This window comes from Aureimonas altamirensis, assembly GCF_023702225.1.
Lineage (GTDB): Bacteria > Pseudomonadota > Alphaproteobacteria > Rhizobiales > Rhizobiaceae > Aureimonas > Aureimonas altamirensis_B.
The window spans coordinates 59147-72720 of the sequence record NZ_JAMQCO010000001.1 but is presented as its reverse complement, the minus strand read 5'-3'; the positions used below and the strand labels follow the sequence as shown (position 1 = coordinate 72720).

13 protein-coding genes are annotated in these 13574 nt (G+C 65.8%); 3 read left to right on the top strand and 10 right to left on the bottom strand.

Annotated features, from left to right (window positions below):
• Positions 1 to 179: 179 nt before the first annotated feature.
• Positions 180 to 1073: an extensin-like domain-containing protein gene (locus NDN16_RS00325; protein ID WP_251111633.1), complete on the top strand. Its 894-nt coding sequence runs from the start codon at positions 180 to 182 to the stop codon at positions 1071 to 1073.
• A gap of 26 nt (positions 1074 to 1099) precedes the next feature.
• Here the strand turns inward: NDN16_RS00325 and NDN16_RS00320 are convergent, their stop codons facing one another.
• The 8 genes from NDN16_RS00320 to NDN16_RS00285 form a co-directional block, all read right to left on the bottom strand.
• On the bottom strand, positions 1100 to 2155 hold the full coding sequence (locus NDN16_RS00320) for a DUF2218 domain-containing protein (RefSeq protein ID WP_251111632.1): 1056 nt from the start codon (positions 2153 to 2155) through the stop codon (positions 1100 to 1102).
• Positions 2152 to 2979: an ABC transporter ATP-binding protein gene (locus NDN16_RS00315; RefSeq protein ID WP_251111631.1), complete on the bottom strand. Its 828-nt coding sequence runs from the start codon at positions 2977 to 2979 to the stop codon at positions 2152 to 2154. Before NDN16_RS00315 ends, NDN16_RS00320 begins: the two co-directional genes overlap by 4 nt.
• Entirely contained in the window at positions 2976 to 3986 is a 1011-nt protein-coding gene (locus tag NDN16_RS00310) for a FecCD family ABC transporter permease (RefSeq protein WP_251112064.1), read from the bottom strand. Before NDN16_RS00310 ends, NDN16_RS00315 begins: the two co-directional genes overlap by 4 nt.
• A gap of 20 nt (positions 3987 to 4006) precedes the next feature.
• Positions 4007 to 5050: a FecCD family ABC transporter permease gene (locus NDN16_RS00305; protein ID WP_251111630.1), complete on the bottom strand. Its 1044-nt coding sequence runs from the start codon at positions 5048 to 5050 to the stop codon at positions 4007 to 4009.
• The gene (locus NDN16_RS00300) at positions 5047 to 6045 is read right to left on the bottom strand and encodes an iron-siderophore ABC transporter substrate-binding protein (RefSeq protein WP_251111629.1); all 999 of its coding nucleotides are present in this window, start codon (positions 6043 to 6045) and stop codon (positions 5047 to 5049) included. The genes NDN16_RS00305 and NDN16_RS00300 overlap by 4 nt, the downstream gene beginning before the upstream one ends.
• Positions 6046 to 6056: 11 nt before the next feature.
• On the bottom strand, positions 6057 to 8204 hold the full coding sequence (locus NDN16_RS00295) for a TonB-dependent siderophore receptor (RefSeq protein ID WP_251111628.1): 2148 nt from the start codon (positions 8202 to 8204) through the stop codon (positions 6057 to 6059).
• A gap of 223 nt (positions 8205 to 8427) precedes the next feature.
• Positions 8428 to 8823, bottom strand: coding sequence for an acyl-CoA thioesterase (locus NDN16_RS00290; RefSeq protein ID WP_251111627.1), 396 nt, complete (start codon positions 8821 to 8823; stop codon positions 8428 to 8430).
• A 59-nt stretch (positions 8824 to 8882) separates the two neighbouring features.
• Positions 8883 to 9776, bottom strand: coding sequence for a DMT family transporter (locus NDN16_RS00285; protein ID WP_251111626.1), 894 nt, complete (start codon positions 9774 to 9776; stop codon positions 8883 to 8885).
• Positions 9777 to 9910: 134 nt separating this feature from the next.
• Here NDN16_RS00285 and NDN16_RS00280 point away from each other — a divergent pair, with 134 nt between their 5' ends.
• The gene (locus NDN16_RS00280; RefSeq protein WP_251111625.1) at positions 9911 to 10348 is read left to right on the top strand and encodes a PRC-barrel domain-containing protein; all 438 of its coding nucleotides are present in this window, start codon (positions 9911 to 9913) and stop codon (positions 10346 to 10348) included.
• A gap of 32 nt (positions 10349 to 10380) precedes the next feature.
• On the opposite strand, the gene NDN16_RS00275 is transcribed toward NDN16_RS00280, so the two are convergent.
• Complete coding sequence (locus tag NDN16_RS00275; RefSeq protein ID WP_251111624.1) at positions 10381 to 10992, bottom strand: glutathione S-transferase family protein; 612 nt, start codon at positions 10990 to 10992, stop codon at positions 10381 to 10383.
• Between the two features lie 205 nt (positions 10993 to 11197).
• Between NDN16_RS00275 and NDN16_RS00270 the strand changes: the two genes are divergently transcribed.
• Positions 11198 to 12400 (top strand): pyridoxal phosphate-dependent aminotransferase, encoded by a 1203-nt coding sequence (locus tag NDN16_RS00270; RefSeq protein WP_251111623.1) that lies wholly within the window; start codon positions 11198 to 11200, stop codon positions 12398 to 12400.
• A 277-nt stretch (positions 12401 to 12677) separates the two neighbouring features.
• On the opposite strand, the gene NDN16_RS00265 is transcribed toward NDN16_RS00270, so the two are convergent.
• Positions 12678 to 13574: a LysR family transcriptional regulator gene (locus NDN16_RS00265; RefSeq protein ID WP_251111622.1), complete on the bottom strand. Its 897-nt coding sequence runs from the start codon at positions 13572 to 13574 to the stop codon at positions 12678 to 12680.

The window sequence follows — 13574 nt, the reverse complement described above, 5'->3', positions numbered from 1 at the left end:
TCATCTTTCGCTTACCAAACGCGCCGTAGAGTTGCACTCGTCCGCTCGAGTTTGCGGGAGATGAGAGGCCATTTCCCATGGGTTTTGCGTACAGGAAATGGCATCGGACTGCGCTCGCCGCCGCGTGTATGGCGGCGGCGGGCACGGTCTGGCCCTCTGCCGCCAACGATCTGGCCCCAATGGACGGCATGCCGGCAATGGGCGAGCGGGGCAGCCCGGCTGCGGCGTCGCCGCCCCCGGCCGATCTCGTCTGGGGCGGGCCGGTCCCGCCCATGCCTGAGCCGGGGCAAGATACGGTTTACGTACCCAGCACGGCTTTCGGCGACCGCCTGGCAGAACCCGATCCGGCGCCCGCAATGACGGCCTTGCCGCCGCCCGAGCCGGTACAGGCCGGCGCGCTTCCGCCGCTGGAGCCCATCGACGAAACCGAGGATCATGCCGCCCTGGAGGATGAGCCCCCGGTCTTGCCGCCATCGCTGCCGCCGGGGCGCGGCGTCCCTGCGGATCAGGCGCCGGCGGGCTACGCTGTCCTGCCCGAAGGCGAGGCGCTCTGCCGGCGCGAGCTGGCGCGGCTGGGTGCGCAGTTCACGGAAGCGGGCCCGGTCGGCCCCGGCAACGCTTGTGGCATTCCGCATGCATTGAAGGTCAGGGTGGCCGTGCGCGGCATCGCGATGCAGCCGGCGGCGACGTTGAATTGCCGGGCAGCGTTGCAGGTTGCCCGCTGGCTGGACGAGGATGTGCGTTCGGCGGCCCGCTGGCGGCTGTGGAAGAATCCGACGGCCGTCATCAACGCGTCGTCCTATCGCTGCTCGCGCATTGCCGGTTCGCGTACCGTGTCGGAGCATGCGACGGGCAATGCTCTTGATGTACGCGGCTTTCGATTCTCGGACGGGTCGACGGTGCTCGTCGAGCCGAAGGGCATTTTCCGATTCCGCGAGCGCGGTTTCCAGAACAGCGTCCGACAGGCGAGCTGCAGCCATTTCGGCACGGTGCTCGGCCCCGGCTACAACCGCGCCCATGACGACCATTTCCATCTGGATGCCAAGCAGCGGCGACGGGCCGTCTGCAAGTAGGCCGCAAGCGCCGGCCGTCTCGTCGCCTACCTTTCCCAGTACCAGGCGACATACATGCGGTTTCGATCGTGGCCGCGGCGCTTCAGGACCGTGCGTATGGACCGCACGTCCTTCTTCTCGCAGGCGACGAAGACGAAAGTATCGTGCGAAAGCCCCTCGATGGCGTCGCGCGCGGCAAGCGCCAGGGCGCTTTCCGGGCCATTGCCCGGATGGCTGCCGCGATGCAGCCATCTGACATGCGGGCCGGCGGCAGGCAGATATCGCTCTTCGCCGGCGTCCTCCACCTCGATGATCGCCTGCACCTTCGTGCCGGCGGGCACCTCCTCAAGAATCCGCGCGATGGCCGGCAGGGAGCTTTCGTCCCCTGCGAGGAAAATGGACGCCGCCTCGGGTATGCCGCCGCTGCCGGGGCCCAGCAGGCCGGCCCTGTCGCCCGGCCTGGCGTCCCGGGCGAAATCCGCCCCCGGCGTCGGTCCGTGCGAGGCGGGATGCTGCAGGAAATCGATGCAGAGCTCTCGCCGCTCGGCATCGACCGATCGGATCGTATAGGCCCGAACGACCGGTGCGTCGGGGCCCTCGGGCCAGTCTATGCGGCCATCGTCGCGGTATCCCGGCCATGCCGGCTCGCGCCCCTTGGGCGGAATGAGCAGGCGGACATGGATGTCGCCGCCGATGAAGGGCGTTATGTCGTCGCATCGGAAGACCACCCTGCGCATGCTGCGGGTGACGTCGCAGGCGGATACGACCGTAACCTCTTGAAGGTTCCGAACCGGTCCGGAGGAGGGGGGTGTGCGCCAGACGAGATCGAGGGGCTCCGTGCCGGCGAAGTAGAACATGTGCTCCGCAAGGTGATTGCGGCTGAGGTCCAGCGCGGACTGAGTGCCGCAGGCAAGTTCGATCTCGATGCGGCCTTCGACGAGGCGAAGCACCGTCGTGCCGAGTTCGTCCGTCAGCGTGGCGGTGTCGCCCTGCCGCCGCACATCCGCATGCTCGACGAAATGGTCGCAGACCTCGTCGAGGATCCGCGCCCCATCTGCCGACGCCGCGTTGCCGACAAGCCTGAAGACCGCATCCTGGCTCATATGTCTCTCTCCTGCTCGAATGGGGGCCGGGCCATACGGTGCCGGCCGATCGGGAGCATCATCGGCCGGCCGGACAGCGGATCGGTGACGATGCTGCTGTCGATGCCGAACACCTGGTGCACCATGCTTGCGGTCAGCACGACATCCGGGGGGCCGATCGCGTGCAGCCGCCCGCCGGCCATGGCGATGAGCGTATCGCAATAGCGCGAGGCCAGATTGAGGTCGTGCAGCACCATGACGATCGTGATGCCGCCGGCGCGATTGAGGTCGAGCAGAAGATCGAGGACCTCGACCTGGTGTCGAATGTCCAGGAATGTCGTCGGCTCGTCCAGCAGCAGCAATTCGGTTTCCTGCGCCAGCGCCATGGCGATCCAGACCCTCTGCCGCTGCCCGCCGGACAGTTCGTCAACCGGGCGCTCGGCAAGCTCCAGGGTTTGCGTCGCCTGCAGGGCTGCGGTCACGGCTTCCTCGTCGCGGCGGCTCCATCCCGACAGGAGGCCGAGATGGGGGTTGCGGCCACGCCCGACGAGGTCCAGCACGGTGATCCCTTCGGGCGCGATGGGCGATTGCGGCAACAGGCCCAGCTTGCGCGCCAGCGCACGCGGCGCGGTCCGGTGTATATCCTTGCCGTCGAGAAGAACCCGGCCGCCCCGGGGGCGCAGCAGGCGCGACATCGCGCGCAGCAGGGTCGACTTGCCGCAGGCATTGGCCCCGACGATGGCGGTCACCTGGCCGGGCGCGACGGCGAGGTCCAGCCCGTCCAGTACGGTGGCCTCCCCGTAGCCGGCCACCAGCCGGCTAACGGTCAATCCGCGGTTCGTCACGACGAGTTCCCCGTACGGTTGGCACGAATGATGAGGTAGATCAGGTAAGGTGCGCCCAGCGCGCCGGTCACGACCCCGACCGGCAGACGGCTCGGCAGCAGGAACTGTCCGCAGAAATCGCCGACCAGAACCAGAATCGCGCCGACGAGGGCCGACGGTATGAGCAGCGATCCGTTTGCGCCTGCGATGCGGGCCGCGATGGGGCCGGCCAGGAACGAGACGAAGGCGATCGGCCCGGTCACCGCCGTCGCCACGGCGATCATGCCGACGGCACAGGTGATGACGATGATGCGGGTTGCCGAAACGCGTGTTCCGAGCGCGCCGGCCATGTCGTCGCCCAGCCTGAGTGCCTCGAGATCGCGTGTCCGGGACAGGAGGAGGGTGCCGAAGACCGCAAGCGCGGCGAGCAACGGCACGGCCTGGTCGAGACGGGCGCCGTTGACGCTTCCCGTCAGCCAGCGGATCGCTTCCTGGCGGCTCCACTCGGGCGCGTGCAGCAGGAGATACGAGATCACGCTCTGGACCATGGCCGATACGCCGATCCCGACGAGGATCAGGCGCGTTCCAGCCTGGCCGTTGCGGATGGACATGAGGTAGATGACCAGCGAAACCGCAAGGCCGGCCAGAATGGCGACCAGCGATACGATCGGGCCGCTCAGCGACAGGACGACGATGGAAAAAACCGCGGCGGCGCTGGCCCCGGAACTGATGCCGATGATGTCGGGGCTGGCGAGCGGATTGCGCAGCATGATCTGGAATGCCACTCCGGACAGCCCGAAGCTGAGCCCGGCGAGTATGGACAGCAGGGCGCGCGGCAACCGCAGGGTGCCGACCGTGAAGCCGGCGCCGGCGACCGGTTCGCCCATGAGGATGCGCAGGACGTCGCCCGGCGGCACGGTGGATTGGCCGAACATGAGCGATGAGACGAAGGCGAGCGCCAGGATCGCGACCAGAAACAGGCGCAGGCCCAGGCGGCGACGCGCATTGCGCCGCCGGCTGGCGACGATCCCTTCCAGAGGCACCGCCGTCACAACTCTCGTACCCGGCTGCGGCGCACCATCCAGATGAACGCCGGGGCTCCGATCATCGCGGTCACGATGCCGACATCCAGCTCGGCCGGCCGGGCAAGGATTCGCCCGGCGATATCTGCGCCGGTCAGGAGGCCGGCGCCGGCGACCGCCGAAAGGGGCAGCAGCCAGCGATGGTCGATTCCGACCATCAGCCGGCAGGCATGCGGAACCACCAGTCCGACGAAGCCGATGGGACCGCACAGGGAGGTCGCCGCGCCGCACAGAAGGATGGCGCCCGTTGCCGCGGCGATGCGCGCCGGCGCAACCCGCTCGCCGAGGCCGGCAGCCAGATCGTCTCCGAGGGCCAGAAGGTTCAGCTTGCGGGCGCAGAGGAGGCAGATGGCGAAACCTGCGACGAATATCGGCAGGATCGCCACGGTCCGATCCATGGTCGCACCGCCGACGCCGCCGATCTGCCATGCCTGTATTCCGCCGGCAATATCGTTGCGCGGCAGGATGACGGCGATGACGAGCGAGGAAAATGCGATCGACGTTGCGGCCCCGGCGAGCGCGAGCTTCAGCGGCGTGGCGCCGCCGCGTCCCAGCGAGCCGATGGTGTAGACGAAGACGGCAGCGCCGCCTGCGCCCAGGATGGCGGTCCAGACGAACTCGTGGGGCGTGGACATGCCGAACCAGGCGATGCCGATGACGACGGCAAGCGTCGCCCCGGTATTGACGCCGAGGATCCCCGGATCGGCGAGCGGGTTTCGTGTCATGCCCTGCATCACCGCGCCGGCCAGCGCCAGTGCGGCGCCCGCAAGGACGGCCAGCAAGGTGCGCGGAATTCGCAGCCCGACCGTCGCCCGAAGCAGTTCGTCGCCATGTCCAAAGAGGGCCGAGGCGACTTCTCCCCAGCTCGTCTCGCGGGTGCCGACAGCCAGCGAGAGCGCGCAAAGCCCGACGAGAACCACGAAGGCTGCGACCAGAAGGAGGCCGCTTGTGCCGTTCGAGCGCCTCCAGGCAGGGGCCGGGCGCGCGGTGCGGGGCGCGGCGTCCGTCATTCGGCCTTGGCGGCGGCCTCCGCCAGGAGCCGCACATAATCCTCGAGCACCCAGGATATGGACAGAGGCGTGGGGTTTGCCGCCGTGCCCAGAGGGTCGCGCCGCAGCCCGACGATGGCGCCGGTACGCACGGCCGGAAGCGTTCCGATCAAGGCGTTCACCTTGACCTGTTCGATGGCCCCGGGGTCGCCGTAGGTAACGACGATATCGACGTCGTCGAACAGGTCGACGCGTTCGGCGCTGATCGAACCGGAGAACGATCCGCCGGTGGACGCTTCCCGCACGCTCTTGGGTGAGGCGAGACCGAGATCGTCGAAAAATTTCACGCGGGTATCGTTGGCCGTGTAGAAATTTATGGTGCTGAGATCGAGCGGATTTATGTGGGTCACGAACATCGCGGACTTGCCGGCAAGCTGGGGATAAGCGGCCGTCGCCGCGGCGATCTCCGTTTCCAGACGACCGATCAGATCGTCGCCCTGCGCCGCCATGCCGATGGCCTTGCTGTTGAGCCGGATCATGTCTCGCCATTCCGTGGCCCAGGGCGCCTGCGGATAGGCGATGACCGGCGCGATCTGCGACAACGTATCGTAATCGGCCTGGGTCAGGCCGGAATAGGCTGCAAGGATGACGTCGGGCCGGGTCGCGGCAACGGCTTCGAAATCGATGCCGTCGCCTTCGTCGAACAGAACGGGGGGCTCGCCTCCGAGCGCGTCCAGCTTGTCCGCGACCCAGGGAAGCAGGCCGTCATCGTCGTCGTCGCCGAAATTGGCGCGCGCGAAGCCCACGGGAACGACGCCGAGGGCCAGGGGCACCTCGTGATTGGCCCATGAGACGGCCGCCACTCTTTCCGGCCTGGCCTCGATGACGGTGGTGCCGAGCGCATGTTGGATGGTGATGGGATAGTCCGCATCGGCCTGTGCCTGGGCCATGGGCGCACCGATGGCCAGGAATGCCGATGCGATGTGCAGGAGCCGGCGAAGCAGTGTCGTCTTCATGTGCGTCGTCCCTACCAGGTATAGCGCAGGGTCACGTCGACTTCCGTGCCGGTATTGTAGAAATCGGCCCCGAACCCGCCATAGGAGACGTATTTCTTGTTAAAGAGATTCTTCGCGTTGGCCTGCAGGGTCGCATTCTCCGCGATCTCATAGACCAGCACCGCGTCGAACTCCGTATGTCCGCCGACGCCCATCGTGTTGGCGTCGTCGAAGTAATACTGGCCCTCGTAGCGTGCGCCGGCGCCGAATGTCAGGTTGCCGCGCCGTCCGGATGCCGGAAGCGTGTAGGTCAGGAATGCCGAGGCGATATGCTCCGGCACGAAGGCCGGCCTGTTGCCCTCGCTGCCGAGCGTGCCGTTTTCGACGATCTCCGAGTCCAGGTAGGAATAGCTGGCGATGAGGTTGAAATTGTACGGCAGATCCGCCTTCGCCTCGACGTCGAGGCCGCGCACCGCGATTTCGCCGATGGGCACGCGCTGCAGCGTTATGGGGTCGGTGCGGGTGAGATTGTCTCGCGTCAGATCGTAGATGGAGGCGGTGATGAGGCCCGGAAAGGCGTCCGGCTGGTACTTCACCCCCACCTCGTACTGCTCGCCGGTCTCCGGCTTGACGCCGATGGCTGCCGGGACGACCGATTCCGAATAGCTGCCGAAGACCGAAAACTCTTCGGTCAGAAGGTATGTCAGGCCGAAACGGCCGGTCGTCTCGCTGAGGTCGTCCGACAGGGTGACATCGGTCAGCTTGTTCGTCTGCTCCAGGTCCAGCCAGTCGTTGCGGATGCCCGCCGTGGCGATGAGGCGGTCGAAGAAGGTCAGCTCTTCCTGCGCGTAGAGCGCCCGCGTCCGCTGGTCGTTGCGCTGGCTGGAGATGACCGGAAGCGAGGACGGGCCGCCGGTGTAGAACGGGTTGCGGACGTCGATCGACGGCGCGGGGCCGAAGAGCGTGTCGTTGTCGCCGGAGGCGTCGCGATATTCGAACCCGAACAGGGTTCGGCTATTCACGCTGTCGAAGGTCGTCTCATAGAGGCCATGGACGTCGGCGACGAAGACGTCGGACCCGCTGTCGTTGCCGAAGAAGGAACGGCTGGCGATGGATGAGCCAGGCAATGGCGAACGGCTGATATAGGCGTAGCCGAAGTCGCTGTCCGTGCTGGAATAGCGCGCCGTGGAGGCGACGGAGAAACCATTGTCGAAATCATGGTCGAAGAAGAGACTGACGGTATCGCGCTTCGTGCCACGATAATTGAACGACGGCTCGCCGAAGAACTGGCTTCGGGGGAAATCGAACCCGCTCGGCTGGCCGCCGCTGCCCGGCACGCTGTCGATATAGAGGTGGTCGTAGACGATGCTGAGATTGGTGAAGGCGGTCGGGCGCCACGTCAGGCCGCCCTGAAAGAATTTCTCGTCGTCGTTGGAATAGTCGTATTCCTTGTCGGCGTCCCGGAGCTTGCCGGCCACCCGTACCGAAACCGTATCGTCGGCCGTCAGGTTGGTGCCGCCATCGAAGCCGATTTCCTTGTGATTGAAGGAACCGCCGGTCACGTAGACCTCTCCGAAAGTGTCGCGCCTCGGCCGCTTGGTCACGTAATTTATGACGCCGCCGGGGGCGGCCAGGCCGAAGCCCGTGGAATTGGCGCCGCGAAGAACCTCGATATTGTCGAACGCGTATATCTCTTCGCGCGGGGCGCCGAATGGCAGGCCGAGAGGGAGCCCGTCGCGGAAGGCATAGGCGTCGAGGCCGCGGATGCGGACGAAGTCGAAGCGGTCGTCGGAGCCGTAGAAGCCGGTAGATACGCCCGCGGTGTAATCGAGTGCTTCCTCGACGCTGCTCGCATTGCGCAAGGCGATCTCTTCGGGCGTGATGACGGAAACCGAGGCCGGCGTATCGAGCATCCGGCTTGGCATACGGCCGCCGGCCGTCGTTTCCTGAACGATCAGTCCGCTATAGTAGCCGCCCCCGAAGATGCTGCCGCCACCGCCGTTGTCGACGACAATCGTGTCCAGAACGATCGGTCCGCCGTCTGCCGAAGCCGGCGCGGTCGCCTGTGCGAAGGCAACCTGCGGCATGACGGCAAGGAACGTGCATCCGGCCAGAAGCGAGGCCCCGAGGACGCGAGGCCGGAACCGGTCGGCGGAAGAGGAAGGCGAGCTCGTCGTCATTGGGGCGCCAATCATACTGAACACAAGGATGGGTGCTGAGCGAATCTTCCCGCCTTGGGCAAACGCTCGTTCCATCCCGTCAAGCATGAATATGACATGCACAGTCAAGTTATTTCCGGCAGCCGACGGTCGTTCCGGCGAACTGGCGATGGTGTGTTGCCGGCGCGATACAACTTTTGCAGGTGCCAATCGTAGATGCTTGCTCGCCCGCAAGCGAACGCGCTCAGGCTTCGGTGGGCACCGGTGTCGGGCTGCCGGCGCCATCCAGCGCGACCATGGTGAAGACGCCCTCCGTCACCTTGACCAGGTCGCGTGTCAGATAGCGCTGTGCCCAGGCCTCCACCTCGATGCGGATGGAGGTGCGCCCGACGCGCTCGACGGCGGTATAGACGTTGAGTGTGTCGCCGATCTTGACCGGGCGGTTGAAGACGAGCTTGTCCACCGCTACGGTCGCGACGCGGCCATGGGCACGTTCCACGCCGCGGATACCGGCTGCAAGGTCCATCTGGGACATGACCCAGCCACCGAAGATGTCGCCGGCAGCGTTGGCGTCTGCCGGCATTGCCGGTACCCGCACCGTCAGTTCGCCCGTCGGTGTCTCGCTTGCTGGTTGCGTCATCTGTTCCGTTCCGCTTCAGATCCCCTGCAGGCAGCAGATACACAAGTGCGGCGAAGGGTTCAATTTCCGGCGCGGCGTCGGGCCTGCCAGGCGCCCGGGCCGATCTCCACGAGCAGCATTGCGGTGAAGATGAGCGCGCATCCGGCCAGCGCCGCGAGGCCGAGCCGCTCGCCGAGGATGATCGCTCCGAACAGGCCGGCAAAGAGCGTTTCGGAAGACAGCATCACCGCCGCCTGCGGCCCCGTCGTATGTTGCTGGGCCACCACCTGGAGGGTGAAGCCGAGCGCCACGGAGACAAGTCCCGCATAGAGGATCTCCGGCGCTGCAGCGGCGATTTCCGCAAGGCCGGTATCCTCGAGGACGAGCGCGCCGGCGAAGGATAGTCCGGCCGCGACGAGAAACTGCGTCGCCGACAAGGCGTAGGGGCGGCCGGCGCCCGGGGCGAAGCGGCCGATGAACAGGATCTGGAGCGCCCAGAACACCGCGCCCGCCAGCACCAGCATGTCACCGCCGGACAAGGGCCCCAGATGCGCACCGCCCGTCAGCACGATGCCGAGGAAAGCCATGGGCGCGGCCATCAGGATGACGGGGTGCGGACGGCTGCGAAACAGCGCCAGCGCCAGAAGCGGGGTCAGCACGACATAGAGCCCGGTCAGGAAACCGGCATTGGTGACGCTGGTATGGACGATGCCGATCTGTTGCAGGATCGAGCCGGCGAAGAGGAACAGGCCGATGGCGCAGAAGCCCTGCCACTGCCGGATGGACAGGGGCGCGACGGCGCGGTGCGCTTCCAGCCGGACGAGCGGCAGAAGCGCAAGGCCGCCGATCAGGAAGCGCAATCCGTTGTAGGACCAGGGACCGATCTTCTCCATGGCGGTCGATTGCGCGACGAAGCCCATGCCCCAGACGGCACCGGCGAACAGCAGCAGGAGATTGGCCGTTACGCGTGACATGCCGAAAGCCCGCCGGGAAAAAATCGCATGTCCGTAACCGGAAATGTTGGAACCAATGCGCGCAGTTGCGCCTTTCGAAACCCGCAGGCCGTCGGTGCTGTCACCGTGGCCCGCTTATGAACAGAGAGGCATTTATGAAGAACATCCTGATCGCCGCCAGCATTGCAGCCCTCATGAGCGGAAGCGCCATGGCGCAGACGGCCGCCACGACCCCGGCCCCGGCTTCCGACAACCCGGTCATCGTGGTGCTGCCCCCGGTCACGCAGGGCGCCGCACCGGCGCATTTCCTGATCGACGATCTGGACGATGAGGATGTCTACGGCGTCGACGGCGCCAAGATCGGCGAGATCGAGGACTTCGTCGTCGACACCGACGGCCAGATCGCGGCAGTCGTGGTCGAAGTCGGCGGCTTCCTCGGCATCGGCGAGAAGGAAGTCCTCGTGGACTGGTCCGCCCTCGACATTCAGGTCACCGACGGCGACCTGCGCGTCAACGCACCGACGCTGACCCGCGAGGAACTCGAAGCCGCGGCCGATGTGGATGTCGATGCCATGGTGCTCGGCCGCGACTGAGGCGCCCGCACGATCCGGATGCTCGCCTGCCATCAGGCGGGCATCCAGTCCTTCGGCCGGTAGCCGGGCAGGGCTTCCACCCGGCTCAGCCAGGCCGTGACATTGCCGAAGGGGGCAAGGTCGAAGCCGCCTTCCGGCGCATCCCTCGTGTACGGATACAGCGCGATATCGGCAAGGCTCGGGCGGTCGCCGACGAAAAAGCGCGATTTTGCCAAGGCCCTGTCCATCACCGCCAAAACCGACTTACCCCTTTCCAGCGTCGTTTGAAGCCTCTCCGCCGTGGCTGCCGCTTTCCGCTCGGGATAGACAGTCAGCGCCCGCCGGACGGCGATGGCGGGCTCGTGCTGGTTCTGCTCGAAGAACATCCACTGCAGCATCCGCGCGTGATCGTAAGGGTCTTCGGGAACGTAGTCCGTCCCTGTGCCCAGATAGTTCAGGATCGCGCCCGATTCCGCCAGGAAGCGGCCGTCGTCCAGTTCGAGGAGCGGACATTGGCCGATGGGGTTGCGGCCAAGGAAATGCTCGCTGCGGGTCGAGCCGTCGCGGGTGGAGACTTCCACATGGGTGAACGGACGGCCCGTGAGAGCCATCAGCAGGCGCGGCTTGTAGCAGTTTCCGCTGTCCATCATTCCGTAGATGCGCATCCCGTCCGTCCCCGTCCACGTTTCTTGATCCGGCCGCGACGCTAGCGGCGACGAAAGGCTTCGGCCAATTCATTATGCCGCGGACAAGCATCACATTATTTGATATCCGCGATGCCGAATAACGTGTTGCGCATGAAGGCGCGCCGGCTCTATGTGTGGCCCGCAGCCAGACTATCCATGCCATCACCGCCGGAGTACCAGGATCATGGCCTTCCTTGCCGCCGCGCTCGACCGCGTGAAGCCTTCCGCCACCATCGCCGTTTCGCAGAAGGCGCGGGAACTGAAAGCGAAGGGGGTCGACGTCATCGGCCTCGGCGCGGGCGAGCCGGATTTCGATACGCCGGACAACATCAAGGCGGCGGCGATCGATGCGATCAACCGCGGCGAGACCAAGTACACCCCCATCGCCGGCATCCCGCAATTGCGCGAGGCGATTTCGCAGAAGTTCAAGCGCGAGAACGGTCTGGACTACACGCCTGCCCAGACCATCGTGTCCACCGGCGGCAAGCAGGTGCTTTTCAACGCCTTCATGGCCACGCTGAACCCCGGCGACGAGGTCGTCATTCCGGCGCCCTACTGGGTCAGCTATCCGGAGATGGTGCTTCTGTGCGGCGGCACGCCTGTCTTCGTGGAGACCGGGCTGGAGAGCGGGTTCAAGCTTACGCCGGACGCGCTGGAAAAGGCGATCACGCCCAGGACCAAGTGGTTCCTGTTCAATTCGCCTTCGAACCCGTCGGGCGGCGCCTATACGCACGACGAGGTGAAGGCGCTCACGGACGTGCTGCTGCGCCATGAGCACGTCTGGGTCATGACCGACGACATGTATGAGCATCTCGTCTACGGCGACTTCACCTTCGCCACGCCGGCGCAGGTGGAGCCCCGCCTCTACGACCGTACCTTGACGATCAACGGCGTGTCCAAGGCCTATGCCATGACGGGATGGCGCATCGGCTATGCCGGTGGCCCGTTGAACCTGATCAAGGCCATGGACATGATCCAGGGCCAGCAGACGTCCGGAGCCTGTTCCATCGCGCAATGGGCGGCCGTCGAGGCGCTCACGGGGCCGCAGGACTTCATCGCCAGCAACCGGACGATCTTCCAGGGCCGGCGCGATCTCGTCGTCTCGATGCTCAATCAGGCGACCGGCATCCAGTGCCCGACGCCGGAGGGTGCATTCTACGTCTACCCGTCCTGCGCCGGGCTGATCGGCAAATCGACGGAAGGCGGCAAGCGTATCGATACGGACGAGGATTTCGTCACCGCGCTGCTGGAGCAGGAAGGCGTCGCCGTCGTGCATGGCTCGGCCTTCGGCCTCGGCCCCAATTTCCGTATCTCCTATGCGACCTCGGAAGCTCTGCTGGAAGAAGCGTGCAAGCGCATCCAGCGCTTTTGCTCCAGCCTGCGGTAGCGCAGCGCGGCATGAAGGACCGATAGCCCGCGTCGTTCGGCGCGGGCTTTTTCGTGAGGAAAGCGGCGACAGGGAAAAAAAAGCCGGGTTCGAAAACCCGGCTAAATCAAAAGGGCTGCATATGGCAAACCCTTGGGAGGAAACGGTCGGGCGGAGGAATGGGAGGAGGTATTCCCCGGCCGCGACTGATAATGAAAATAGCGGGTCACGTCCGGATCACCAGAGCCGATTGCACATGCCAGCCATGCACATTTGCATGGCGTGTCCGGTAACCGCCCTAGAAGGCCCAGGTGCGGGCCTTGGCGATGAGGAAGTCGCGGAACACCTTCAGCTTGGCGGCCTCCCGCATCTGCTCGGGATAGCAAAGATAGGTGTCGAAGGCCGGCATCTCCATCTCGGGCAGCACCTGAACCAGCCGGGAATCCTTGTCGATCATGTAGTCGGGCAGCAGGGCCAGTCCGATACCGCGCTCGATGGCGGACTTGATCGCCATCAGATTATTGATCTGCAGCACTGCCGGGCGGCTCATGCCTTCCGGCAGACCAACCGTTTCAAGCGTGTTCAGATTGCGCAGATAGGGCGGGGCGGGCTCGCCGAAGGTGATCAGGCGGTGGCGGTCCAGGTCGGCGATCGTCTCGGGTCTGCCGTAGCGCTGAAGGTAGCTGGGCGCGGCATAGACGTGCAGATGCACGGTGAACAGGCGGCGCTGGATCAGGTCCGGCTGCTGCGGCTGGCGCAGGCGGATGGCGCAATCCGCCTTGCGCATGGTCAGGTCGATCTCCTCGTTGTCGAACACGAGTTGCAGTTCGAGCTCGGGATAAAGTTCGAGGAACTCCTGCGCGCGGTGGGTAAGCCAGCCGGAGCCGAGGCCTACCGTGGTGGTGACGCGCAGCCGACCGCTGGGTTTCTCCCGCGTTTCGGTGAGCTGCATGCGTACGGTTTCGAGCTGCTTGAGCACATCCGTTGCGGTGCGGAACAGGATTTCGCCCTGCTCGGAAAGCACCAGCCCGCGCGCATGGCGGTGGAAGAGGGGGGCGCCGATCTCCTGTTCGAGCGCCGCGACCTGCCGGCTGATCGCCGACTGGCTCAGGTTCAGCGCGTTGGCGGCATGGGTGAAGGAGCCGGCTTCCGCCGCTGCGTGGAATATGCGCAGCTTGTCCCAGTCGAGCGCCAT